This window comes from Pseudomonas sp. P5_B3, assembly GCF_056400405.1.
In genome coordinates this window covers 1-24,799 of record NZ_JBFULI010000001.1, presented here as the reverse complement: position 1 = coordinate 24,799, position 24,799 = coordinate 1, and the positions used below count along the sequence as shown (strand labels likewise).

General features: G+C 61.2%; 22 protein-coding genes. 14 read left to right on the top strand and 8 right to left on the bottom strand.

The features are described 5' to 3' along the window. Positions 1-41 precede the first annotated feature (41 nt). The gene (lgt, locus tag AC1DRN_RS00110) at positions 42-854 is read left to right on the top strand and encodes a prolipoprotein diacylglyceryl transferase (RefSeq protein ID WP_223456623.1); all 813 of its coding nucleotides are present in this window, start codon (positions 42-44) and stop codon (positions 852-854) included. A 49-nt stretch (positions 855-903) separates the two neighbouring features. Further along, entirely contained in the window at positions 904-1,875 is a 972-nt protein-coding gene (locus AC1DRN_RS00105; protein ID WP_223456625.1) for a thymidylate synthase, read from the top strand. A gap of 122 nt (positions 1,876-1,997) precedes the next feature. Here the strand turns inward: AC1DRN_RS00105 and cadR are convergent, their stop codons facing one another. Beyond that, the gene (gene cadR, locus AC1DRN_RS00100; protein WP_223456627.1) at positions 1,998-2,447 is read right to left on the bottom strand and encodes a Cd(II)/Pb(II)-responsive transcriptional regulator; all 450 of its coding nucleotides are present in this window, start codon (positions 2,445-2,447) and stop codon (positions 1,998-2,000) included. Positions 2,448-2,541: 94 nt separating this feature from the next. On the opposite strand from cadR, the gene AC1DRN_RS00095 reads away from it, so the two are divergent. The 7 genes from AC1DRN_RS00095 (at position 2,542) to AC1DRN_RS00065 (ending at position 11,615) form a co-directional block, all read left to right on the top strand. Further along, a complete protein-coding gene (locus tag AC1DRN_RS00095; protein WP_223456628.1) occupies positions 2,542-4,803 on the top strand; it encodes a heavy metal translocating P-type ATPase in 2,262 nt (753 codons plus the stop codon). Positions 4,804-4,819: 16 nt separating this feature from the next. Further along, positions 4,820-5,683, top strand: a complete 864-nt coding sequence (locus tag AC1DRN_RS00090; protein WP_223456629.1) for a LysR family transcriptional regulator — start codon at positions 4,820-4,822, stop codon at positions 5,681-5,683. 218 nt (positions 5,684-5,901) lie between these two features. After that, entirely contained in the window at positions 5,902-6,978 is a 1,077-nt protein-coding gene (locus AC1DRN_RS00085) for a putative 2-aminoethylphosphonate ABC transporter ATP-binding protein (RefSeq protein ID WP_223456630.1), read from the top strand. Beyond that, positions 6,978-8,702, top strand: coding sequence for a putative 2-aminoethylphosphonate ABC transporter permease subunit (locus AC1DRN_RS00080; RefSeq protein WP_223456631.1), 1,725 nt, complete (start codon positions 6,978-6,980; stop codon positions 8,700-8,702). Before AC1DRN_RS00085 ends, AC1DRN_RS00080 begins: the two co-directional genes overlap by 1 nt. Before the next feature lie 39 nt (positions 8,703-8,741). Then, positions 8,742-9,767 (top strand): putative 2-aminoethylphosphonate ABC transporter substrate-binding protein, encoded by a 1,026-nt coding sequence (locus tag AC1DRN_RS00075; RefSeq protein WP_223456632.1) that lies wholly within the window; start codon positions 8,742-8,744, stop codon positions 9,765-9,767. 157 nt (positions 9,768-9,924) lie between these two features. Then, entirely contained in the window at positions 9,925-11,058 is a 1,134-nt protein-coding gene (locus tag AC1DRN_RS00070; RefSeq protein ID WP_223456633.1) for a TIGR03364 family FAD-dependent oxidoreductase, read from the top strand. Next, positions 11,058-11,615: a phosphonate degradation HD-domain oxygenase gene (locus tag AC1DRN_RS00065; protein ID WP_223456635.1), complete on the top strand. Its 558-nt coding sequence runs from the start codon at positions 11,058-11,060 to the stop codon at positions 11,613-11,615. Before AC1DRN_RS00070 ends, AC1DRN_RS00065 begins: the two co-directional genes overlap by 1 nt. Before the next feature lie 150 nt (positions 11,616-11,765). Here the strand turns inward: AC1DRN_RS00065 and AC1DRN_RS00060 are convergent, their stop codons facing one another. After that, positions 11,766-13,142: a GTPase/DUF3482 domain-containing protein gene (locus tag AC1DRN_RS00060; RefSeq protein ID WP_223456636.1), complete on the bottom strand. Its 1,377-nt coding sequence runs from the start codon at positions 13,140-13,142 to the stop codon at positions 11,766-11,768. Next, positions 13,135-14,505, bottom strand: a complete 1,371-nt coding sequence (locus tag AC1DRN_RS00055) for a DUF2868 domain-containing protein (RefSeq protein ID WP_223456638.1) — start codon at positions 14,503-14,505, stop codon at positions 13,135-13,137. The genes AC1DRN_RS00060 and AC1DRN_RS00055 overlap by 8 nt, the downstream gene beginning before the upstream one ends. Before the next feature lie 85 nt (positions 14,506-14,590). On the opposite strand from AC1DRN_RS00055, the gene AC1DRN_RS00050 reads away from it, so the two are divergent. After that, positions 14,591-15,103 carry a dihydrofolate reductase gene (locus AC1DRN_RS00050; protein ID WP_223456639.1) on the top strand — a complete coding sequence of 171 codons (513 nt, stop codon included), beginning with the start codon at positions 14,591-14,593 and terminating at the stop codon, positions 15,101-15,103. 116 nt (positions 15,104-15,219) lie between these two features. On the opposite strand, the gene AC1DRN_RS00045 is transcribed toward AC1DRN_RS00050, so the two are convergent. Then, on the bottom strand, positions 15,220-16,611 hold the full coding sequence (locus tag AC1DRN_RS00045) for an L-cystine transporter (RefSeq protein ID WP_223456640.1): 1,392 nt from the start codon (positions 16,609-16,611) through the stop codon (positions 15,220-15,222). A 241-nt stretch (positions 16,612-16,852) separates the two neighbouring features. Between AC1DRN_RS00045 and AC1DRN_RS00040 the strand changes: the two genes are divergently transcribed. Then, on the top strand, positions 16,853-17,908 hold the full coding sequence (locus tag AC1DRN_RS00040) for an HAD family hydrolase (protein ID WP_223456641.1): 1,056 nt from the start codon (positions 16,853-16,855) through the stop codon (positions 17,906-17,908). A gap of 326 nt (positions 17,909-18,234) precedes the next feature. Next, positions 18,235-18,504: a DUF6124 family protein gene (locus tag AC1DRN_RS00035; protein ID WP_411740677.1), complete on the top strand. Its 270-nt coding sequence runs from the start codon at positions 18,235-18,237 to the stop codon at positions 18,502-18,504. A 58-nt stretch (positions 18,505-18,562) separates the two neighbouring features. Here the strand turns inward: AC1DRN_RS00035 and ilvD are convergent, their stop codons facing one another. From ilvD to AC1DRN_RS00020, 3 genes are all read right to left on the bottom strand, one after another. Next, positions 18,563-20,404, bottom strand: a complete 1,842-nt coding sequence (gene ilvD / locus AC1DRN_RS00030; RefSeq protein ID WP_477786594.1) for a dihydroxy-acid dehydratase — start codon at positions 20,402-20,404, stop codon at positions 18,563-18,565. Positions 20,405-20,762: 358 nt separating this feature from the next. Beyond that, positions 20,763-21,221 carry an REP-associated tyrosine transposase gene (locus tag AC1DRN_RS00025; RefSeq protein WP_477786593.1) on the bottom strand — a complete coding sequence of 153 codons (459 nt, stop codon included), beginning with the start codon at positions 21,219-21,221 and terminating at the stop codon, positions 20,763-20,765. A gap of 204 nt (positions 21,222-21,425) precedes the next feature. Next, the gene (locus AC1DRN_RS00020; RefSeq protein ID WP_007978942.1) at positions 21,426-22,622 is read right to left on the bottom strand and encodes a class I SAM-dependent rRNA methyltransferase; all 1,197 of its coding nucleotides are present in this window, start codon (positions 22,620-22,622) and stop codon (positions 21,426-21,428) included. A gap of 153 nt (positions 22,623-22,775) precedes the next feature. Here AC1DRN_RS00020 and AC1DRN_RS00015 point away from each other — a divergent pair, with 153 nt between their 5' ends. Together AC1DRN_RS00015 and mutM are read left to right on the top strand one after the other, a co-directional pair. Beyond that, positions 22,776-23,645, top strand: coding sequence for an HDOD domain-containing protein (locus AC1DRN_RS00015; protein ID WP_223456645.1), 870 nt, complete (start codon positions 22,776-22,778; stop codon positions 23,643-23,645). A gap of 32 nt (positions 23,646-23,677) precedes the next feature. Continuing rightward, positions 23,678-24,490 (top strand): bifunctional DNA-formamidopyrimidine glycosylase/DNA-(apurinic or apyrimidinic site) lyase, encoded by an 813-nt coding sequence (gene mutM / locus AC1DRN_RS00010; protein ID WP_223456647.1) that lies wholly within the window; start codon positions 23,678-23,680, stop codon positions 24,488-24,490. Positions 24,491-24,633: 143 nt separating this feature from the next. Here the strand turns inward: mutM and AC1DRN_RS00005 are convergent. After that, positions 24,634-24,799 (bottom strand): 4Fe-4S dicluster domain-containing protein (locus AC1DRN_RS00005; RefSeq protein ID WP_477786606.1); only part of this gene is annotated, 166 nt, incomplete at its 5' end.

The following is a 24,799-nucleotide window of genomic DNA, read 5'->3' as shown; positions in this document are numbered from 1 at the left end:
CCCGGGAATTTTTAAGATTTGAACTCTAACGAGGAGTCGCAATGCTGCCTTACCCGCAGATCGACCCGGTGGCCCTGGCCATCGGTCCGCTGAAAATCCACTGGTACGGTCTGATGTACCTGATCGGCATCGGCGGCGCCTGGCTGCTGGCGTCCCGCCGCTTGAACCGTTTCGACCCGACCTGGACCAGGGAGAAACTCTCCGACATGGTGTTCTGGATGTCGATGGGGGTGATCGTCGGCGGGCGACTGGGTTACGTGCTGTTCTACGATCTGAGCGCTTATCTGGCCAACCCGACGCTGATTTTCGAAGTGTGGAAGGGCGGCATGTCATTCCACGGCGGTTTCATCGGTGTGATGCTGGCGGCGTTGTGGTTCGGTAAAAAGAACAGCAAGTCGTTCTTCCAGCTGATGGATTTCGTTGCGCCGATGGTGCCGATTGGCCTGGGTGCCGGTCGTATCGGCAACTTCATCAATGCCGAGCTGTGGGGCAAGCCGACCGACGTGCCGTGGGCAATGATCTTCCCGCCGTTCAGCGACCCGGCGCAGTTGCCTCGTCACCCGTCGCAGCTGTACCAGTTCGCCCTTGAAGGCGTGGCGCTGTTCCTGATCCTCTGGCTGTTCTCGCGCAAGCCACGGCCGACCATGGCGGTCTCGGGGATGTTCGCGCTGTTCTATGGCATCTTCCGTTTCATCGTCGAGTTCGTCCGTGTACCGGACGCGCAACTGGGCTATCTGGCCTGGAACTGGCTGACCATGGGCCAGGTGCTGTGCGTGCCGATGATCGTCGGCGGGTTGTTCCTGATCTGGCTGGCCTATCACCGCACTCCGGCGACTCCAGCGGCAGCAGTATAAAATTCGAACCCCGGGGCTTCGGTCCCGGGTTCAAGGACACAGGTAACTCATGAAGCAATATCTCGAACTGGTTGCCCACGTCATCAAGAACGGCACCAAGCAGGCCAACCGCACCGGCGTGAACACCATCAGTTTTCCCGGTGCGATGCTGCGTTATGACCTGCAGGAAGGTTTTCCGGCGATCACCACGCGCAAGATGGCGTTCAAATCGGCCATCGGCGAAATGTGCGGATTCCTGCGTGGCGTGAACAACGCTGCCGAATTCCGTGAGTTGGGCTGCAAGGTCTGGGACCAGAACGCCAATGAAAACGCCCAGTGGCTGGCCAACCCGTTCCGCCAGGGCGAAGACGACCTTGGCGAAATCTACGGTGTGCAATGGCGCAAATGGCCGGCGTACAAGCAGATTCCGGTCAGCAACCCGGCCGCCATCGAGCAGACCCTGAAGCAAGGCTACCGCCAGATCGCCGAAGGCTCCGATGCCGGTCAGGCCTACGTGGTGCTGTACAAGGCCATCGATCAGGTCCGCCAGTGCGTAGACACCATCATCAATGACCCGGGCAGCCGTCGCATCCTGTTCCATGGCTGGAACTGCGCCCAGCTCGATGAAATGGCCTTGCCGCCGTGCCACCTGCTGTACCAGTTCCACCCGAATGTCGAGACCAGGGAGATTTCCCTGACCCTCTACATCCGCTCCAACGACCTGGGCCTGGGCACGCCGTTCAACCTCACCGAAGGTGCTGCGCTGCTGAGCCTCATCGGTCGCCTGACCGGCTACACGCCGCGCTGGTTCACCTATTTCATCGGTGATGCCCACGTCTACGAAAACCACCTGGACATGCTCAACGAACAGCTCAAGCGCGAGCCGTTCCCGATGCCGAAACTGGTGATTTCCGAGCGTGTGCCGGAGTTTGCCAAGACGGGTGTGTATCAGCCGGAGTGGCTGGAGCTGGTGGAACCGGGCGATTTCTCCCTGGAAGGCTACGAGCACCACGCACCGATGACCGCGCCGATGGCGGTCTGAAAAACCACCACCGACCCTGTGGGAGCGAGCTTGCTCGCGATAGCGGTTTGTCAGTCACATCAATGTTGAATGTGCCGCCGTCATCGCGAGCAAGCTCGCTCCCACAGGGTTTTGCGGTGTGCTTAGTGGCCGTGACTGCGGCCCACATGGGAATGCTCCACCTCCGTCGTCACAACCCCGCCACTCACTTCCAGCCGCTGCAAAATCCCGCATTGATCGATACCCGGCCCCTCGTCGCAGCGTTGGCGCAGGTCGAGCAGTTGCGTCTGCAAGGCCAGCAAGCCGTCGATCCGCGCCCTGACGTGGTGGATGTGCTCGTCGATCAGTGAGTTTACGCTTTCGCACTGATCTTGCGGGCTGTCGCGAAACGCCAGCAGGCTGCGGATTTCTTCAAGCGTCATGTCGAGGGTGCGACAGTTGCGGATGAAGGTCAGGCGCTCGGCGTGGGCCTGGGTATAGACGCGATAATTGCCGTCACTGCGGGCCGGTTCCGGCAGCAGGCTCTCGCGCTCGTAGTAGCGGATCGTTTCCACGGCACAGTCCGTGAGCTTTGCCAACTCTCCAATTTTCATGACGACAATCTCCAAAACTCCAAAATGGGTGCTTGACCCTATAGTGGCTACAGGGTCTTTACTTGGCAACAGGCACTCTATATGGACACAACCAATGAGCGATTCCCTGCACTCCCGCAAACCCGGGGCTGAACACGAGCACAGCGACAAGCTCAAGCCCGTGCAAAAACATGGCCACGGTGGTCACGGCGACGCCTGTTGCTCATCTAAAGCGGCAGCGCCTGCGTTTGTAAAACTGAGCGAATCGCCGACGCCCGGGGCTCGACTGAGCAGTTTTCGCATCGAAGCGATGGACTGTCCAACCGAACAGACGCTGATCCAGAACAAGCTAAGCAAACTGACCGGTGTGCAGCAGCTGGAGTTCAATCTGATTAATCGGGTGCTCGGCGTGACCCACGATTTGCCTGGTATCGAGCCGATCGTCGAGGCCATCAAGTCCTTGGGCATGCAGGCCGAGCCGCTGGATCAAGGTGCTGACACCCCGGCGCCGGCGCTCCAGAAAAAGCCATGGTGGCCCTTGGCACTGTCTGGTGTTGGTGCATTGCTGGCAGAAGTTATTCACTTCACCGGTTCCGCGCCGAACTGGGTGGTGGCGGCTATCGCGCTGGTCTCGATCCTCAGCGGTGGTCTCGGCACTTACAAAAAAGGCTGGATCGCCCTTAAAAACCGCAACCTGAACATCAACGCGCTGATGAGCATTGCCGTGACCGGCGCGGTGCTGATCGGCCAGTGGCCGGAAGCGGCAATGGTGATGTTCCTGTTCACCGTGGCCGAGTTGATCGAAGCCAAGTCCCTTGATCGTGCGCGTAATGCCATCGGCGGCCTGATGCAGATGACCCCGGACACGGCAACGGTGTTGCAGAATGACGGGAACTGGCTAGAGCAGGATGTCAAAAGCATCGGGCTCGGTGCGCGGGTACGGGTTCGTCCCGGCGAGCGCATCGGCCTGGATGGCGAAGTGCTGTCTGGTCGCTCAACCATCGATCAGGCGCCAATCACCGGTGAAAGCTTGCCGGTGGAAAAAACCATCGGCGACAAAGTATTCGCCGGCACCATCAATCAGGCCGGATCCCTGGAATATGAAGTAACCGCTGCGGCCGACAACTCGACCCTGGCGCGCATCATCCACGCGGTCGAGCAGGCCCAAGGGGCGCGGGCGCCGACCCAGCGTTTCGTCGACAGTTTCTCGAAAGTCTATACCCCGGCGGTGTTCGTCCTGGCACTGGCCGTGGCGGTGATCCCGCCAATGTTCATGGGCGAGTTGTGGTTCGACTGGATCTACCGGGCGCTGGTGCTGCTGGTGGTGGCCTGTCCGTGTGCGCTGGTGATTTCCACGCCGGTGACCATCGTCAGCGGCCTCGCGGCGGCGGCGCGCAAAGGCATCCTGGTCAAGGGCGGCGTCTATCTGGAGGGCGGTTACAAGCTCGACTACCTGGCCCTGGACAAGACAGGCACCATCACCCACGGCAAACCGGTGCAGACCGATTACCTGTCGCTGGACCCGACCGCCGATGAGTCGGCGCCTGCCATAGCCGCCGCGCTGGCCAGGCGCTCGGATCACCCGGTTTCTCAGGCCATTGCCAAAGCGGCTGTGGATAACCAGACCGCGACGCTGATTGTGGATAACTTCGAAGCGCTGGGCGGGCGCGGTGTGCGCGGCGAGATCAACGGTCAGCTCTACCATTTGGGCAACCATCGCCTGGTGGAGGATCTGGGTTTGTGTTCGCCGGCGCTGGAAGAAAAGCTGTTTGCCCTGGAAAAGCAGGGCAAGTCGGTGGTGCTGCTGCTTGATCAGTCCGGGCCATTGGCGCTGTTCGCCGTCGCCGATACGGTGAAAGCGTCCAGCCGCGAAGCCATCCGGCAATTGCATGACCTGGGTATCAAAACCCTGATGCTCACGGGCGATAACGTCCACACTGCGCAAGCCATTGCCGCGCAAGTCGGCATCGACGAGGCCAAGGGAGACCTGTTGCCAGGCGACAAATTGCAGGCTATCGAGGCTCTTTATGCCCAAGGGCATCGGGTCGGCATGGTCGGCGATGGCATCAACGACGCCCCGGCGCTGGCGCGTTCCGAGATCGGTTTCGCCATGGCCGCCGCAGGCACCGATACCGCGATTGAAACTGCCGATGTCGCCCTGATGGACGACGATCTGCGCAAGATTCCGGCATTCATTGGCCTTTCGCGACGGACATCGAGCATCCTCAAACAGAACATCGCCCTGGCTTTGGTCATCAAGGCGATCTTTCTTGGGGTAACCTTCGCCGGGGTCGCTACCATGTGGATGGCCGTGTTCGCCGACATGGGGGTGAGTTTGCTGGTGGTGTTCAACGGTTTGCGCCTGCTGCGCAAGTAAAGGATGAGGGACGGTTGTGCTGAGTGCCGAGCTGAAGGCGTTTTACATGGTGGCCCGCCTGGGCAGCATTACCCAGGCTGCAAAAAAGCTTGGCCTGAGCCAGCCAACGGTGACGACGCAGATCCGCAACCTCGAAAGTCAATATTCGGTCGAGCTGTTCTACCGTGGTGGCCGGCGTCTCAGTGTCAGCGAAGAGGGCGCGCGGCTGTTACCGATGGTCAAGGCACTGATGCAACAGGAGGCCGACATCGAGTTTTTCCTGCGTAACTGCGGCCAGGTCCAGGGCACATTGCGCATTGCCGCCACGGCGCCGTATTACATCCTCGACCTGGTGAAAACATTCCGCGAACGTCTGCCGCAAGTGGAGGTGTCGGTGGAAATCGGTAACTCCCAGCAGGTGCTTGAAGCGCTGGAGGATTATCGGGTCGATGTCGCGGCGTCGTCGCAGTTGCTCGATGACGCGCGGCTGATTCGCCGGGTGCTCGGCAGCGATCCGCTGGTGCTGGCGGTGCATCGCAATCATCCGCTGGCGGTTCACGATCACGTTTCGCTCAGTGCATTGGCCGGGCATACCCTGCTGATGCGCGAACCGGGTTCGACCACCCGTCGCCTGACCGAAGAATTGCTGGCCAGCGCCGGCGTGTGTTTCGGCCCGCTGCTGGAAATCGGCAGCCGCGAATCGATCCGCGAAGCGGTACTGCGCAATATCGGTATCAGCATCATTGCCCGCCAGGAAGTGCCCCATGATCCGCAGCTGCGGGTACTGACCATCGAGAGTGCGCCGCAGATTCCCGAGTATCTGTACTGCCTCAGGGAGCGCAAAGGCGCGCGGCTGCCGGCGGCGTTTCTGGGATTGGCGCAGGAAATGGCCCCGGCCTGAGATCTTTTGCCTGTCCAGGCCTCATCGCGAGCAGGCTCGCTCCTACAGTTGACCGCATTCCCCTGTAGGAGCGAGCCTGCTCGCGATGGCGGTAGATCAGTCAGCACAGGAATAACCAAAAATCCCGAATACCACTATCGGCAGTTTTTGCCTTACTGCCACATGACGGACTCATTACAACTCTAGGATGGCCCCCATCTGCCAGATGAGGTCCGTCCATGAACAACCCGATCGCAACTGCCCTGACCAACCCCGGCGCACCGATGAAGGTGCGCGGCGTGCAGAAGCGCTTTGGCGCCTTCACGGCGCTGGATAATGTTTCCCTCGACGTGGCGGCCGGTGAGCTGGTGTGTCTGCTCGGCCCGTCGGGCTGTGGCAAGACCACCTTGCTGCGCTGCATCGCCGGTCTGGAGAAGCAGGACAGCGGCGAGTTGTACTTGGGTGATCGCGACGTTTCCCACTTGGCACCCCAGGCGCGGGACTACGGCATTCTGTTCCAGTCCTACGCGTTGTTCCCCAATCTCACCGTCGAAGCGAACATTGCCTACGGCCTCGCCGGCAATGGTCGCGACCAGATTCGCCAGCGCGTCGGTCAGATGCTGGAGCTGGTCGGCCTGAGCGGCAGCGAGAAAAAGTACCCCGGCCAATTGTCCGGCGGCCAGCAGCAGCGGGTTGCACTGGCTCGTGCCTTGGCCCCGGCCCCTTCGCTGTTGCTGCTGGACGAACCGATGTCGGCCCTCGATGCCCGGGTGCGCGAGCATCTGTGCACCGAATTGCGCCAACTGCAACGCAACCTCGGCATCACCACCCTGATGGTCACCCACAATCAGGACGAGGCCATGCTGATGGCCGACCGTATCGCCGTGATGAACAACGGCAAGGTCGAGCAGTACGCCACGCCGCAGGAAATCTACAACCGTCCGGCCACGCCGTTCGTGGCGGAGTTCGTCGGCCAGGGCAACTGGTTGCCGTTCCAGCGCAGCAGCGACAGCCACGCCCAGGTCGGCGGGCTGAGCATGCGTCTGGCCGATGGCGGCGCCAAGACCGCGTCGGGCCGATTGTTCTGCCGTCCGGAAGCGATCAACGTCAACCCGCTGGTGCACGAGGAAAACCTGTTCCCGGCCAAGGTTCGTGAAATCACCTTCCTCGGCAACCGCTGCCGCATGAGCTTCGAACTCGATCAATTGCCGGGCCACGCGCTGTTGGCGGAACTGGCGCCGGAAGCCATGCCGCGCCTTGGCGCCCAGCAGATCATGGTCGCGTTGCCGCCGCGCAGCCTGCAGGTGTTTGCCTGATGAGCGCGAACATCGCGCTGCCGTTGCCGCACAAGCAGGTTCGGCAGACCACTCGCGCCGAGGTCGGTGACCGGTTGTTCGTGGTCGGCGGCAAAGTCCTTCTGCTGGTGTTGTTGGGTGTTGCCGTATTGATGCCGTTGCTGGCGATCTTCTGGCGCGGTTTCAGCGCCGAAGCCGGGCAGGGCGGTGGTTGGATTGCCGCCAAGGAACTAGTGACCAGCGAGAACTTCCATTGGTTGCTCGGTAACAGCCTGAAGGTTTCTCTCAGTGTCGCGGCCATTGTCGTACCGCTGGCTTACCTGTTTGCCTACGCCCTGCAACGCACCTTGATTCCGGCTAAAGGCATCTGGCGTGGCATTTCGTTGCTGCCATTGATGGCGCCATCAATGCTGCCCGGCATCGCGCTGGTTTACCTGTTCGGCAACCAGGGTATGTTGCGTGGCCTGCTCTCGGACAACATCTACGGCTTCTGGGGCATTGTGCTCGGCGAAGTCATCTACACCTTCCCGCACGCCTTGATGATTCTGCTGTCAGCCCTGTCCCTGGCCGATGCGCGACTGTTCGATGCCGCTTCCAGCATGGGCGCAAGTCATGCGAAAGCTTTCCGCAGCATCACCTGGCCGGCGACTCGTCAGGCCGTGTTCGCCGCGTTCTGCCTGGTGTTCACCCTGACCATCACCGATTTCGGTGTGCCAGTGGTGGTCGGTGGCGACTATCAGGTGCTGGCGCTGGAGGCCTACAAGGCGGTGGTCGGCCAGCAACAGTTCGGTCGTGGTGCCTTGATCGGCATGGTGTTGTTGCTGCCGGCGCTGCTCAGCTTTGGCGTCGATGCCTGGTTGCGTCGTCGTCACGGAGACTCCATGAGCGGTCGCGCCCAAGTGTTCAAGCCCGCGCCGTCGAAGCTGCGCGACGGTTGCTACCTGGCCATCGTCCTGCTGATCTGCGCCGCGTTGCTGCTGGTGTTCGGCATGGCGGTGTTCTCGTCCCTGGTGAAGTTCTGGCCGTACAACCTGTCGCTGTCGCTCAACCACTATCAGTTCAATGAAACCGCCGGCGGTGGCTGGCTGGCCTACGGCAACAGCCTGAAGATGGCCTTGGGCACGGCGCTGATCGGCAGCCTGCTGATCTTCACCGGTGCGTACCTGATGGAAAAAACCAAGGGGCAGCGCGGCCTGAACCTGACCTTGCGCATGCTCAGTTTCGTACCGATGGCGGTGCCGGGCCTGGTGTTGGGGTTGGGTTACGTCTTCTTCTTCAATCTCACCGGCAACCCGCTGCATGTGCTCTACGGGACGATGACCCTGCTGATCGTCTGCACCATTGCGCACTATTTGACCACCGCGCAAATGACTGCCACCACGGCGCTGCGTCAACTCGATGCCGAATTCGAAGCGGCTGCGCTGTCGCTCAAGGCGCCGCTATATCGCCACTACCTGCGAGTCACCGTGCCGATTTGCCTGCCGGCGCTGCTGGACATCGTGCGCTACCTGTTCGTCTCGGCCATGACCACTGTTTCGGCGGCGATCTTCCTCTACAGCCCCGACACCATCCTCGCGGCGGTGGCGGTGCTGAACATGGACGACGCCGGCAACGTCGGTGGCGCGGCAGCGATGTCGACCCTGATCCTGATTACCTCGGCGGGCGTGTCCCTGCTGCTGGCTTGGGCCTCGCGCGGTTTGCTGCGCCGCTCCCAGGCATGGCGGCAGACCGCGCCCGGTCATTGAATCTGCACAACCCCTCAACTCAAAAAACAGGAAAAGATCATGTTCAAGCCTATGGCCCTGGCCGCCGCTGTCCTCACCGCTTTCAGCCTGAACGCCTTTGCGGCGAAAACCGAGTTGACGGTGTACACCGCCCTCGAAGCCGAACAACTGAAGACCTACAAAGAGGCTTTCGAGAAGGCCAACCCGGACGTCGAAATCAAGTGGGTGCGTGACTCCACCGGCATCATCACCGCCAAACTGCTGGCCGAAAAAGCCCGTCCACAGGCGGATGCTGTGTGGGGTCTGGCCGCTTCCAGCCTGGCGATCCTCGATCAGCAAGGCATGCTGCAAAGCTATGCACCGAAGGATCTGGGCAAGATCGGCGCGAACTACCGCGACGCTGCCAACCCGCCAGCCTGGGTCGGCATGGACGTCTGGGCCGCAACCATCTGCTTCAACACCGTCGAAGCCGAGAAGCAGGGCCTGACCAAACCCGTGAGCTGGCAGGACCTGACCAAGCCTGAGTACAAAGGCAAGATTGTCATGCCGAACCCTGCATCGTCCGGTACCGGTTTCCTCGACGTCAGCGCCTGGCTGCAAACCTTCGGCGAGAAGCAGGGTTGGGCGTACATGGACGGCCTGCACCAGAACATCGGCCAATACGTTCACTCCGGTTCCAAGCCTTGCAAACTGGCGGCGGCTGGCGAATTCCCGATCGGTATTTCCTTCGAGTACCCGGCTGTTCAACTGAAGCGCCAGGGCGCACCGCTGGACATCATCCTGCCGAAGGAAGGCCTGGGCTGGGAGATCGAAGCGACTGCCGTGATCAAGGGCACTGCCCACGAGGAAGCGGCGAAGAAACTGGCTGACTTCTCCGCGAGCCCTGAGGCGATGGAGCTCTATAAAGAAAACTTTGCCGTACTCGCCCAGCCTGGCATCGCCAAGCCACAGAGCGAACTGCCAGCCGACTACGAACAGCGCCTGATCAAGAACGACTTCGCCTGGGCTTCGAAGAACCGCGACGAAATCCTCACCGAATGGCGCAAGCGCTATGACGGCAAGTCCGAGAAAGTGGCGGCCAAGTAAGATCTTTATCGACTGACAGGGCCCCTTCGTCGGAACGCCGCCCGGACCAAGCCCGCTCCCACAGGTCCTGTGGCGGTCACAAAATTTGTGCCCACCACAAATCACTGTGGGAGCGAGCTTGCTCGCGATTGCGGTCTTGAATTCAGGACAATTCGTCATGACACAACACAACGACATGCTGATCGTCGGCGCCGGCATCCTGGGTTTGTCCCACGCGTATGCCGCCGCCAAGCGCGGTCTCAAGGTCACGGTTTTCGAGCGCAGCGAAACGCCCCTTGGCGCTTCGGTGCGTAACTTCGGCCAGGCACTGGTCACCGGCCAACCGCCGGGGCCGATGCTGGAGCTGGCCCGGGCCAGTCGCGAAATCTGGGGCGACTGGGCGCAACTCGCCGGCCTGCAACTCAAGCGCAATGGCTCGTACCTGTTCGCCCGCACCGAAGCAGAAGAACAGTTGCTGGAAGCCTTCTGTGACGGCCGCGCCGTAGAGCACGGCTACCGTGTCGATCTGCTGCACGGTGCTGCATTGCGCGATTTGTACGGCGGCCAGTTCCGCCATCATCGCGCGGCGTTGCACGGCATGGACGACCAGCAACTGTATTCCCGCGAAGCGATTCCGGCGCTGATCGACTTCCTGCGCCGCGACCTGGGCGTCGAGTTTCACTTCTCTACCCTGGTGCGCGATATCGAGCCGGGTCGCCTGTACAGCACCGCCGGCAGCTTCAGTGCCGAGCAGATCATCGTCTGTTCCGGCCACGATTATCAGACCTTGCTGGCCGAACAGATCGCCGAACTCGACCCGCAAATCTGCCGCCTGCAAATGCTCCGCGCCCGACCGCAAATCAACCTGAACCTGCAACATGCATTACTCACCGGTTTGAGTTGCGTGCACTACGGCGCCTTCGCTGACTTGCCGGAAGCTGCAGCGGTGCAGGCCGAGATTCTGCGACACGCGCCGCACCTGCACGAAAACGGCATCCACTTGCTGATCAGCCCGACGCCCTATGGCGAGCTGATCATTGGCGACTCGCACCATTACGGCAGCGATCCATCGCCCTTCAATGCCGAGCGGGTCGACGACTGGATGATCGAATTGGCCGAGCAGACCCTGGGCTGCAAGGTGCAAGTGGTCGAACGCTGGCAGGGTGTCTATGGTTCACGGGGCCCGGGGCCCTTCTCGTTCCTGCGCCCGGCAAAAGGCCTGGGCGTGGCATTGATGCACACTGGTGTCGGCATGAGCGTCGGGCCGGCGATGGCCGAGCGAAACGTCGCCACGGTACTGGAGGAAATCTGATGGAACGCAATAAGCAAGTGATTGCCGAGGTGTTCGGTTTGTACGAGCGCTTTGGCGACAGCGACTACATCGGCGAGCCGGTGTCGCAGATCGAGCACATGTCCCAGGCGGCGCAACTGGCCATGGACGAAGGCTTCGACGATGAAGTGATTTTAGCGGCGTTCTTCCACGACATCGGGCATATCTGCACTGAAAGCGCGGAGAACATGGGTGGCTTCGGTGTGGTCAGCCATGAGCGCCTCGGCGCCGACTACTTGCGCCAGGCCGGTTTCAGCGAGCGCATGGCGCGGCTGGTCGAGTATCACGTTCAGGCCAAGCGTTATCTGACACTAAAGGAGCCTGGCTACTACGAGCGCCTGAGCGAAGCCAGTCGTCAAACCCTGGAATATCAGGGCGGGGTGATGACGGCTGTAGAGGCAGAGGCGTTCGAGCAGGACCCGCTGTGTGCCGTGAGTTTGCGCATGCGCCAGTGGGATGAATTGGCGAAAGAGATGCATGTGCCGGTGATTGATCTGGCAGTGTTGAAGGGCAAAGCGGTGCGGCTGTTGGCTGCATAAAGCCTTTGAACCGAGGCGCGGCCATCGCGAGCAAGCTCGCTCCCACATTGGATCTGTGTCTGGACACAGATTGATGTCCCAGCACAAAACCCTGTGGGAGCGAGCTTGCTCGCGATGGCGTCAGCCCAGGCAACACAAGTGTTCCTGCCTCTACAGCTGTTGTGCCAGAACCTCCACCTGCTCCTGCCGCTCCGCCTGATTCAATTTGGGATGAGGATTGAGCGACGACCACTGCGGATGCGCCCGCGCCTTGTTCAAAGCCTCGGGCAGCTTGCCTTCGCGCCAGCTCTTGTCCAGGGGTGTGGCCACCTGGATGCTGTCCATCGCCGCATGCCCACGGGCATTGAGTGCTTGCAGCAATTGCCGCTGGCGCAGCGCCAACAGCCGCAGCACATTGTCATCCACCGTCAGTTCGCGCTGGCCCTTGAGCTTGCCGAGCAAGCGACTGCCATAACTGCGTGCGGTTTGCAGGGCGCCGCCGGCAATCGCTCCGGCCAATGCCGCTGCGCCTAGCGTGATGCCACCGACCAGCAGATCAACCCCGGCCCCGGCGGCAGCACCCGCGGCGATACCGCCACCGACCCGCACGCCCAGTTGTTTCAGGGTTTCCGGATTGAACAAATCGTCGCCCCAACGACCGTCGAGCAGCGGCAAATCACCCGCAGCGGCATCCTGTGGGCGGAAGGCGTACAGCTTGAGCAGGGCCTCGACGCAACGCTGCTCGCGCTGGCGCACGGCTTTGCGCAGTTCGCTGATCGCCTGTTGTTCCTGCTCGGTGTCACTGACCACGCTGCGCCGGCAAGCTGCGCAATCGATCAGCAATTCGGCAATCAATCGCTCTGCGCTTTGTTGGCGAGCCAGACGTTGGGCTTGCTGATCGGCGATCAGGCGTTCCAGTTGTGGCCGCGCGGTTTCCAGCAGCAGGGCGAGACTTTCATAGAGTCGGCGTTCGCCATCCTCTGGCGGCGCGACGCTATCGAAACGCACCAGGGCATGCAGGCCCAGCCGCGCCAGCGCTTCACGCCATGCTGGCTCGCGGTGGTTGGCGCTGCTGACGAAGTTCAGCACCGGCAGCAAGGGTTTGCCGCAATTGGCCAGTACTTCCAGCTCGTCGCGATACTTGGCCAGCACCGGCTCCCGGGCATCGATCACATAGAGCCCGGCGTCCGACGCCAGCAACTGGCGCAGCACTTTGGCCTCCTGTTCGAAGCGTTGTCGGGCTTCGCTACCCTCAAGGAAACGCGTCAGGCGTGCCGGGCCGTCGAGGCGTTCGCCGGGACGCTCCAGGCGTTCGAGGTAATCGAGCAGGGCGATGGCGTCTTCCAGTCCGGGGGTGTCATAAAGGTCGAGCAACGGCTCGCCGTCCACCGACAATCGTGCGCCCTCGACATGCCGCGTGGTGCTGGGGCGATGGGACACTTCACCGAAGCCGACGTCGCGGGTCAGGGTGCGCAGCAACGAGGTTTTACCGACGTTGGTGTGGCCGACCACGGCGAGTTTCAGAGGCTGTTTCCAGGTGTCAGTCATGACCCGTCTCCAGCCAGTTCATCGGTGCACAATCGGCAAACGGCAGCTCAAGCTGTTGCAGCGCCACGTGCCAGTCGCCGAGGCGTTCGGCGTCCAGCGCTTCGCCGGGGGGCGCCTGCAACAACCACACGCGGGTGGCGCTGGCGCTGCGGGCCAGTTCGGCAATCAAGGCCAGGCTGCCGCGATCCGGCGAACGCCGTGGATCGCACGCAATGGCCAGGCGCGCCGGGGGAAAGCGGCTCAGTTGTTCGAGGAGTTTGTGCCGCGATTCGCGGCTGTCGAGGATGCCGGCGTTGCTCACGTTTTTCGGCAATTGCGGTGGCCACGGGCGCTGGTCGTCCAGCTCGATGGCGACCAGTAACGCGCCGTCGCTTTGCTGTTCAGTCACGCCGCTTTCCACGCGATGCAGCTGCGCGGGTGCCACATCGCTGACGCCGAGGCGCTCGCTGGTGGGCATCAAGCGTTCGCGCAGTTGTGCGTAACCGGGCAGGTTCAAATCCAGACGCAGCGCCGTTTGCCCGGTCTTCCAGCGCCACAGGCAAAACAGCGCCAGCAGCAGGCGCGGCACAACGCCGTAGACCAGCAAGACGCCGACCAGCCACGCGGCCCAGGCCTGGCGGGCACTTTCGATGTTCAGTGCGGCATCGCCACTGGCGCGGATCATTTCCTCGGTCGGTACGCTGAAGCCGAGCAGGGCCGGTAGCACGCCAAGCGCCTGAGTGACGGCGATAAAAGTGTCGGCACTGAGGATCGTGGTTTCCCAGACGAAGCCGTAGCGCCGGGTCGCCATCAACATCAGCAGGATCACCAAGGCGCTGATCATCGCCAGCAACCACAGGCTGTTGACCAGCACACCGATGGCCCAGCGATTGAGTTTCTGGCGTTGCAGCAACAGGAGCAGGGCCGGAGCCAGTTGCGCGGCTTTGGCGTCACGCGCGAGTTTTTCGCTGAGCCACAGCCACGGGCGTGCGAGGCTGGCGCCTTGTTCACCGGCGAACACCAGTCCCAGGGCCCAGCTCAGCAGCAGGATCAGATTGAGCCCGAGCAGGCTGCCCAAGGCCCAGAACACATTCACCGGGTGCAGGCCGTCGCCCAGTGCAGCAAAGGCCAGGCCGGCGCCGCTGACCACGGCCAGCACCGCCATGACAATCAGCGCCAGTCTCGCACCTTGCAGCCAGTGTTTGAGGGCCGTAGCCAGGCCATCGCGTTCAGCCAGCCATAGGGCCCGGCGTTGAATGCGCGACGGCAAATCGCCGCCGGCGCTGCGGGCCAGTCGGTTGGCTTCAAGGTCTTCCAGAGGACCTGCGTGTTCTTCGCGCAGTCGAATGGTTTCTGTCAGCCAGAGGGTATTGAGTTCAGTCACGCGGCATCCCGTCGCTTAATTGAGCTGTGAGCATAACCGCTGTGGCGCTTATCGGCGAAAGCCCGGCTCTGCTATCCTCGCCGGCATGACTAAATCACTCCCTCTCAGCCTGATCGCAGCCCTCGGTGAAAACCGCGTGATCGGCGTCGACAACAGCATGCCCTGGCACTTGCCGGGGGACTTCAAATATTTCAAGGCCACCACCCTCGGCAAACCGATCATCATGGGGCGCAAGACCTGGGATTCCCTGGGGCGCCCGTTGCCCGGCCGCTTGAACATCGTGGTCAGCCGTCAGGCAGATCTGCTGCTCGAAGGCGCGGAGGTTTATCCGTCGCTGGAAGCCGCCGTCATTCGTGCCGAAGCATGGGCGAAGGAACAGGGTGTCGATGAGCTGATGCTGATTGGCGGTGCGCAGTTGTATGCGCAAGGGCTGGCCCAAGCCGATCGGTTGTACCTGACCCGCGTGGCGCTGAGTCCGGAAGGGGATGCGTGGTTTCCGGAGTTTGATTTGAACCAGTGGAAACTGGTGTCGAATGTGCCGAACCCGGCGGAAGGCGACAAACCGGCGTACAACTTCGAAGTATGGGAAAAAGCCTAAAAGCATCGCGAGCAAGCTCGCTCCCACAGTGTTTTGAGGTGAAACACAAATTGTGTGAACACAACAGATCCCTGTGGGAGCGAGCTTGCTCGCGATAGCGGTCTATCAGACGCTACTCAAGCCTGCGCCAACGCCGAATGCTCATCCGCATCCAGCAGCGCCTTATCCGTCTGCTGCATCACCTGACTGGTAATCGCCCCGGCCGTCATCGAACCACTAACGTTCAACGCCGTACGCCCCATATCAATCAGCGGCTCGACCGAAATCAGCAACGCCACCAGCGAAACCGGCAAGCCCATCGCTGGCAGCACGATCAGCGCGGCAAACGTCGCACCGCCGCCAACCCCGGCCACACCGGCCGAACTCAGCGTGACAATCGCCACCAGCGTCGCGATCCACAGCGGGTCCAGCGGATTGATGCCCACGGTCGGCGCCACCATTACCGCCAACATCGCCGGGTACAGGCCGGCACAACCGTTCTGGCCAATGGTCGCGCCGAACGAAGCGGCGAAACTGGCGATGGACTGCGGAATGCCCAGACGACTGGTCTGGGCTTCGATGCTCAGCGGAATCGTCGCAGCGCTGGAACGGCTGGTGAAGGCAAACGTCAGCACCGGCCAGATCTTGCGGAAGAAGCGCAGCGGATTGATCCCGGCAACCGACACCAGCACGCCATGCACCACAAACATCAGGCCCAGGCCGATGTAAGACACCACGACAAAACTGCCGAGCTTGATGATGTCTTGCAGGTTGGAACCGGCGACCACTTTGGTCATCAGCGCCAGTACGCCATACGGGGTCAGCTTCATCACCAGGCGCACCAGGCGCATCACCCAGGCTTGCAAGGTGTCGATGGCGTTGATCACTTTCTGACCTTTTTCGGCATCATCCTTGAGCAATTGCAGGGCCGCGACACCCAGGAACGCCGCGAAAATCACCACGCTGATGATCGAGGTCGGTTTGGCCCGCGCCAGATCGGCAAACGGGTTCTGCGGGATGAACGACAGCAGCAACTGCGGCACGTTAAGGTCAGCGACCTTGCCGGCGTAATCGGTCTGGATGGTTTGCAGCCGCGCCATTTCCTGGGTGCCGGCCACAAGGCCTTCGGCGGTCAGGCCGAACAGGTTGGTCAGGCCGATGCCGATCAGCGCTGCAATGGCGGTGGTGAACAGCAGCGTGCCGATGGTCAGGAAGCTGATCTTGCCCAGCGACGAAGCGTTGTGCAGACGGGCCACGGCGCTGAGGATCGAGGCGAATACCAGCGGGATCACGATCATTTGCAGCAGTTGTACATAACCGTTGCCTACCAGATCGAACCAACCGATCGAGGCTTTCAGCACCGGGTTGCCGGCACCGTAAACGGCGTGCAAGGCCACACCGAACGCCACGCCCAGCACCAGCGCGAGCAGGACTTTTTTCGCCAGGCTCCAAGTGGTGTGGCGGGTTTGCGCGAGGCCCAGGAGCAGGGCGAGGAACACCAGCAGATTGAGGATCAGCGGCAGATTCATGAGAACTCCGAGTGAGACTTGTGCCAGCTACCATCCGGGGCAGCTGCGAACGGGCAAGCCTAACAGCTTGAAAACTAATGAATTAATATCAAAAACGTATGGTATTCGTCGCTTTTGGAATAAGCGGATGTCGCTGTCAGAAATGCAACTGGCGCGAAAGGGACGCGGGCGGTCGCTGACAGACGAGGACTGTCACACTTATTTGTTAGCGTCGATATCTTTCATTCAGGGAGAAACGCAGATGAAGTTCGCACCGAAACTACTGGCCGCAGCACTTTGCCTCGGCCTCGCCGGCCAGGTCCTCGCCACGGATCTGAAACACTGGCCGGCCGATCAGGCCAAGGCGCTGGACGCGATGATCGCCGCCAACGCCAACAAAGGTAACTACGCGGTGTTCGACATGGACAACACCAGTTACCGCTACGACCTCGAAGAGTCGTTGCTGCCGTTCATGGAGAACAAGGGCCTGATCACCCGCGACAAGCTCGATCCCTCCCTGAAACTGATGCCGTTCAAGGACACCGCCGACCACAAGGAAAGCCTGTTCAGCTACTACTACCGCCTCTGCGAAGTCGACGACATGGTCTGCTATCCATGGGTCGCCCAAGTGTTCTCCGGCTTCACGCTCAAGGAACTCAAGGGCTATGTCGACGAAATGATGGCGTCCGGCAAACCGGTGCCGGCCACTTATTACGAAGGTGATGTGGTCAAGAAACTCGACGTCAACCCGCCGAAAATCTTCACCGGCCAGCAAGAGCTGTACAACAAACTGATGGAGAACGGCATCGAGGTCTACGTGATGACCGCCGCCTCCGAAGAACTGGTGCGCATGGTCGCGGCCGATCCGAAGTACGGCTACAACGTCAAACCGCAGAATGTGATCGGCGTGTCGCTGCTGCTCAAGGATCCGAAGACTGGCGAGCTGACCACCGCGCGCAAGCAGGTCACCGCCGGCAAATATGACGAGAAGGCCAACCTCGGCCTGGAACTGACCCCGTACCTGTGGACCCCGGCGACCTGGATGGCCGGCAAGCAGGCGGCGATCCTGACCTACATCGACGAGTGGAAAAAACCGGTGCTGGTGGGCGGCGACACCCCGAGCAGCGATGGTTACATGCTGTTCCACAGTGTTGACGTGGCCAAGGGCGGTATCCACCTGTGGGTCAATCGCAAGGACAAGTACATGACCCAGATCAACGGCATGATGGCCAAGAATGCCGCAGCCCAGTCCAAGGAAGGCTTGACCGTGACTGCCGACAAGAACTGGGTGATCGTCAAGCCGGAAGACATCCAGTAAGACCGCGGCGCCGCCATCGTCGGAACGCCGCCCGGACCAAGCTCGCTCCCACAAAGATCTCGGGTGAAACACAGACTGTGTGAGCACCGAAGATCCCCTGTGGGAGCGAGCTTGCTCGCGATGAGGCCCGTCAGTGCAATGAAAGACCCCGCTTGAAAGACATCTCCTGACAGTCACACCCTACGCATTCTTGCGCAAGGGACTACGACTACGCCAGAATCCGCCGGCTTGTGCGTCTGGGTACCGGCTTCTATCGTTTCCGCGTCGCTGAACATCAGTGATCGGGTTTGGTAGCCCGTGTTCACCTCGGCGCATTGCGCCACCCTTTGCAGGGTTCGTTTCTGTCTCTGCTCATATGGTGGCCATGCGCAGGGCATCTTCGGACGCGCCGGGTTCCTGGTGACCGGTCTACCAACCTGCGTATGGCCGCCACCCACGCCTGCGAACCCCTCGCCTCGGCCAATGTGATGGCCAGCGATTTCGCCGGACTGCTGGAAGGCTCGCAACGCAGCACAATGCTGGGGATTGCGCAGGTGATCATGCTGGGCGAGTTGGCGGTGAATCAGGTGTTGGATAACCTCGACCCTCAGGAATAGCGCGGACAAAAAAATACCCCGCACTTGGCGGGGCATTTTCATGTTCGATGCTTAAGCCTTACAGCCCGTCAARCATCGCCTTGTTACGTACAGCACCCTTGTCGGCACTGGTCGCCAGCAGGGCGTAGGCTTTCAGCGCGGTGGTCACTTTACGTGGACGCACTTCCACCGGTTTCCAGCCTTTCTTGTCCTGCTCGACCCGGCGTGCAGCCAGTTCTTCGTCGCTGACCAACAGGTTGATCGAGCGGTTCGGAATGTCAATCAGCACCTTGTCGCCGTCCTGCACCAGGCCAATCGCGCCGCCGGCAGCCGCTTCAGGCGAAGCGTGGCCGATGGACAGGCCCGAGGTGCCGCCGGAGAAACGGCCGTCGGTGAGCAGGGCGCAGGCTTTGCCCAGGCCTTTGGATTTCAGGTACGAAGTCGGGTAGAGCATTTCCTGCATGCCCGGGCCGCCTTTCGGGCCTTCGTAGCGAATGATGACGATGTCGCCTTCCTTCACTTCGTCGGCGAGGATGCCGCGCACGGCGCTGTCCTGGCTTTCGAAGATCTTCGCGTTGCCTTCGAACACGTGGATCGACTCGTCGACGCCGGCGGTTTTCACCACGCAGCCGTCCAGGGCGATGTTGCCGTAGAGAACGGCCAGGCCGCCTTCTTGCGAGTACGCGTGCTCGACACTGCGGATGCAACCGTTTTCACGGTCGTCGTCCAGGGTTTCCCAGCGGGTCGACTGGCTGAACGCGGTTTGCGTCGGGATGCCTGCCGGACCGGCCTTGAAGAAGTGGTGCACCGCTTCGTCGGTGGTCTGGGTGATGTCCCACTTGGCGATGGCTTCTTCCATGCTGCGGCTGTGCACGGTTGGCAACTGGGTGTGCAGCAAACCGCCACGGGCCAGCGAGCCGAGGATGCTGAAGATCCCGCCGGCGCGGTGCACGTCTTCCATGTGGTACTTCTGAATGTTCGGCGCGACCTTGCACAGTTGCGGCACGTGACGGGACAGACGGTCGATGTCGCGCAGGTCGAAATCGATCTCGGCTTCCTGGGCAGCGGCCAGCAAGTGCAGGATGGTGTTGGTGGAACCGCCCATGGCGATGTCCAGGGTCATGGCGTTTTCGAACGCCTGGAAGTTGGCGATGTTGCGCGGCAACACCGACTCATCGTTCTCGCCGTAATAACGCTTGCACAGCTCGACGATGGTGCGCCCGGCCTGCAGGAACAGCTGCTCACGGTCGCTGTGAGTGGCCAGGGTCGAACCGTTGCCCGGCAATGCCAGGCCCAGGGCTTCGACCAGGCAGTTCATCGAGTTGGCGGTGAACATGCCGGAGCACGAACCGCAGGTCGGGCAGGCGCTGCGCTCGTACTCAGCGACTTTCTCGTCAGAAGCGCTGGAGTCGGCGGCGATCACCATGGCGTCGACCAGGTCGAGGCCGTGGGAGGCGAGTTTGGTCTTGCCGGCCTCCATCGGGCCGCCAGAGACGAAGATCACCGGGATGTTCAGGCGCAGGGCGGCCATCAACATGCCAGGGGTGATCTTGTCGCAGTTGGAAATGCACACGATCGCGTCGGCGCAGTGGGCGTTGACCATGTACTCGACGGAGTCGGCAATGATTTCGCGGCTCGGCAGCGAATAGAGCATGCCGTCGTGGCCCATGGCGATGCCGTCGTCGACGGCGATGGTGTTGAATTCCTTGGCCACGCCGCCAGCGCGTTCGATCTCGCGGGCGACCAGTTGCCCCAGGTCTTTGAGGTGCACGTGGCCCGGTACGAACTGGGTGAAGGAGTTGGCAATGGCGATGATCGGCTTCTTGAAGTCGTCATCTTTCATCCCCGTGGCGCGCCACAGTGCGCGGGCGCCGGCCATGTTGCGGCCGTGGGTGGATGTTTTCGAGCGGTAATCAGGCATGAAGCACTCCGGGCGGCTAATCAGGTATCAAAAGGGAAGTGAGCTTCTATTGACGTCTGGAACACTCAGAAATGGCCGCGTGTCCGGAAGTTGCCGATAACTTTGCGGGATCGCCGCGCGCTTCAGCTTGAGCTCATAAACCCGCCGGGGATGACTGGCGATGAATGTTCGCGATTCTACACGGCTGGCGGCTGGAGGGAATGGTTGCAAGCATTCACGAGACGTGCGGAAAGAGGCAATCCTGCAGGAGCGAGCATGCTCGCGATGAACCCAAGAACGCCGCGGGGTGTCAGGTYGCCAGCGTTATCGTTGACGAYCATCGCGAGCATGCTCGCTCCTACAGAGGGGGAAAGGGGCGTCAGAGCCAGATAGCGTCCCAGAGTGGGTAATCGCCGATATGGTCGACGAGGCCTGCGCGTAGGGGGTTGGCGATGATGTATCGAGCAGCGGCTTTCAGGTCTTCCTCCCGACGCAGAGCCCTGTCGAAATAACCTCTCTGCCATAGCCTCTCGGGCTGGCCTCGCTTGAGATTGATAGCGCGGGCACTTCGAGCTTTGGTGGCTTGCATCAGTTTCGGCAAATCACCGTTGTGTAACTCGAGCAGCCAGTGAAAGTGATCCGGCATGACTACCCAAGCGATAGATGTGGCATTTCCTGTTTCATGAGCCTTTCTGAATTCATGCACGAGAAGGCGCCCCATGCGCCAGTCTTTGAAGAACGGGGTTCGCTCGTGGGTAACAGCGGTGAGCAGATAGATGCGGCCATGTTCTGAGTGCCGGCCGGTGCRTAAACGGTGGCCGTGTGGCGTGCTGGACATTCCGTTGTCCTCTTCTGTGATTGGAAGAGAAAACGTTAGACGCCACAGGCGAGGCTGTCGTAATGACAGAGAATCAAAATGTGTCGCTGTCTGTAGGAGCGAGCATGCTCGCGATGGTCGTCAACGATAACGCTGGCGACCTGACACCCCGAGGTGCTTTGTCGTCCATCGCGAGCAAGCTCGCTCCTACAGTGGTTTGCGGTTTTAGCTATTCGGCAACAACCGGCAAGTAATGCTCTTGATATAGCGCGTCTCGGCAATGGCCGGATGCACCGGATGATCCGGACCCTGACCGCCACGCTCCAGCATCTGGATATTGCGGTCCAGGTGGCGGGCGCTGGTCAGCAGGATGTTCTGCAGGTCGTCTTCCGGCAGGTGCATCGAGCACGATGCGCTGACCAGGATGCCGTCCTTGGTGAGCAGGCGCATGGCTTGCTCGTTCAGGCGGCGGTAGGCGCCTTCGCCGTTTTTCATGTCTTTCTTGCGTTTGATGAACGCCGGCGGGTCGGCCACGATCACGTCGAAGCGTTCTTCGCTGGCTTTCAGCTCTTTGAGGGCTTCGAACACGTCGCCTTCGATGCAGGTCATTTTCTCGGCAAAGCCGTTCAGTGCGGCGTTGCGCTCGACACCGTCAAGGGCGAAGGCCGAGGCGTCGACGCAGAACACTTCACTGGCGCCGAATGCAGCGGCTTGTACGCCCCAGCCACCGATGTAGCTGTACAGATCCAGTACGCGCTTGCCTTTGGCGTAAGGGGCCAGGCGGGCGCGATTCATGCGGTGGTCGTAGAACCAGCCGGTTTTCTGGCCTTGAATGACTGGCGCTTCGAATTTCACGCCGTTCTCTTCGAGGGCAACCCACTCCGGCACCAGGCCGAACACGGTTTCGACGTAGCGGGTGAGGCCTTCGGCGTCACGGGCAGCGGAGTCGTTCTTGAACAGGATGCCGCTTGGCTTGAGCACCTGGGTCAGCGCCGCGATCACGTCGTCTTTATGGGCTTCCATGGTGGCCGAAGCGATCTGTACCACGAGGATGTCGCCGAAACGGTCAACCACCAGGCCCGGCAGCAGGTCGGAGTCGCCGTAGACCAGGCGATAGAACGGCTTGTCGAACAGGCGCTCGCGTAGCGACAGGGCCACGTTCAGGCGATGCACTAGCAGCGACTTGTCTAGCGGCAACTTGATGTCGCGCGACAGCACACGGGCGCAGATCAGGTTGTTCGGGCTCATGGCAACGATGCCCAGCGGCTTGCCGCCGGCGGCTTCGAGGATCGCCTGGTCGCCGGCCTTGAAGCCGTGCAAAGGCGTAGCGGCTACATCGATTTCGTTGCTGTAGACCCACAAGTGACCGTTGCGCAGACGACGGTCGGCGTTGGCTTTGAGGCGCAGGCTAGGCAGGGACATGTCGTCGCTCCGGAAAAAAGAGCGGGAGTATAGCGTGTTGAGCCCCCGGATTGGCCTGCAAGTGGACATGTGGCGAGGGTTGTCTTGCGATTTGGTATGTCGGATCCAACTTCATAAAGGTTAGAATCGGTGTCTGACCCAGAGTGTGCACAAATGTCCCAAGAGCTGACATCCGAACAGATCCAACAAGCCCTGCAGGGCATCAGCGTACCGGCCCAGCCGCAAATCATGGTGGATTTGCAGATGGAGCAGTACATGCCCGACCCGGATCTGGAAGTCATCGCCAGGCTGATTTCCCAGGACCCGGGTCTTTCCGGCTCCCTGCTGAAGATCGTCAATTCGCCGTATTACGGCCTGAGTAACAAGATTGCCTCGATCCAGCGCGCGGTAAATCTGCTGGGCAGCCGCTCGGTCATCAACCTGATCAACGCGCAGTCGATCAAGGGCGAGATGAATGACGACACCATTGTCACCCTGAACCGTTTCTGGGACACCGCCCAGGACGTGGCCATGACCTGCCTGACCCTGGCCAAGCGCATCGGCGTTGAGAATGGCGACGAAGCGTATGCCCTGGGCCTGTTCCACGACTGCGGCGTGCCCTTGATGCTCCAGCGTTTCCCCGACTACATGGGTGTTCTGGAGCAGGCCTATGCCAGCGCCAGTGCCGAATGYCGGGTGGTGGATACGGAGAACCAGGTGTTCAATACCAATCACTCGGTGGTCGGGTATTACACGGCCAGGTCGTGGCGCTTGCCGGAGCACGTGAGCGCGGCGATCGCCAATCACCACAATGCCCTGGCGATCTTCAGCGATGAGTCGTCGCGCAACAGTTCGCTGAAGAACCTGCTGGCGATACTGAAAATGGCCGAGCATATTTGTGCTTCTTATCGGGTACTGGGTAACCAGACCGAAGATCACGAGTGGAACAGCATCGCGGCGCTGGTGCTCGATTATGTCGGCCTCTCGGACTACGACTTCGAGACACTCAAGCAGACGATCCGCGACCTCGGCACTCATCGCTGAGTGTCGGAACTTTCTTCTTTCAAGAGCACACCATGCCGGAACTGCCAGAAGTCGAAACCACCCGTCGCGGCATCGCGCCGTACCTGGAAGGCCAGCGCGTCAGCCGGGTGATCGTGCGTGATCGGCGCCTGCGCTGGCCGATTCCCGAGGACCTCGATGTGCGCCTGTCCGGCCAGCGCATCGTATTGGTGGAGCGGCGCGCCAAGTACCTGCTGATCAATGCCGAAGTCGGTACCTTGATCAGTCATTTGGGCATGTCAGGCAATTTGCGTCTGGTGGAGGTCGGGCTGCCGGCGGCCAAGCATGAGCATGTGGACATCGAGCTGGAGTCGGGCCTGGCCCTGCGTTACACCGACCCGCGGCGCTTCGGCGCGATGCTCTGGAGCCTCGACCCGCTCAATCACGAATTGCTGATTCGCCTGGGGCCGGAACCGCTGACCGACCTGTTCGATGGTGAGCGCCTGTTCCAGCAGTCCCGTGGCCGCTCGATAGCGGTCAAGCCGTTCATCATGGACAACGCGGTGGTGGTGGGCGTCGGCAATATCTATGCGACCGAAGCGTTGTTCGCCGCCGGGATCGACCCGCGCCGCGAAGCCAGGAGCATTTCCCGGGCGCGTTACTTGAAGCTGGCCATCGAGATCAAGCGCATCCTGGCGGCCGCCATCGAGTGTGGCGGTACCACGCTGCGGGACTTTATCGGTGGTGATGGTCAGCCCGGTTATTTCCAGCAGGAACTGTTCGTGTACGGCCGTGGCGGCGAACACTGCAAGGTCTGTGGCACGGGGCTGCGGGAAGTGAAGCTCGGGCAGCGTGCCAGCGTTTTTTGCCCGCGTTGTCAGAGCTGATACGCGCGACAATCCGTTAGAGATTCGGCGTGGCTGATGGCCTCATCGCGAGCAAGCTCGCTCCCACAGGGGTTTGTGAACGACACAGATCCAGTGTGGGAGCGAGCTTGCTCGCGATGAGGCCCGAAAGAGCACTACATCATTCAAGCCTTACCGGTAATTTTCCGGTACTTCTCCATCAACTGTTCTTCAGTCTCCGGATGAGCTTCGTCCAGTGGAATGCAATCCACCGGGCAGACTTGCTGGCACTGCGGTTCGTCGTAGTGGCCGACGCACTGGGTGCACAGGTTCGGGTCGATCACGTAGATC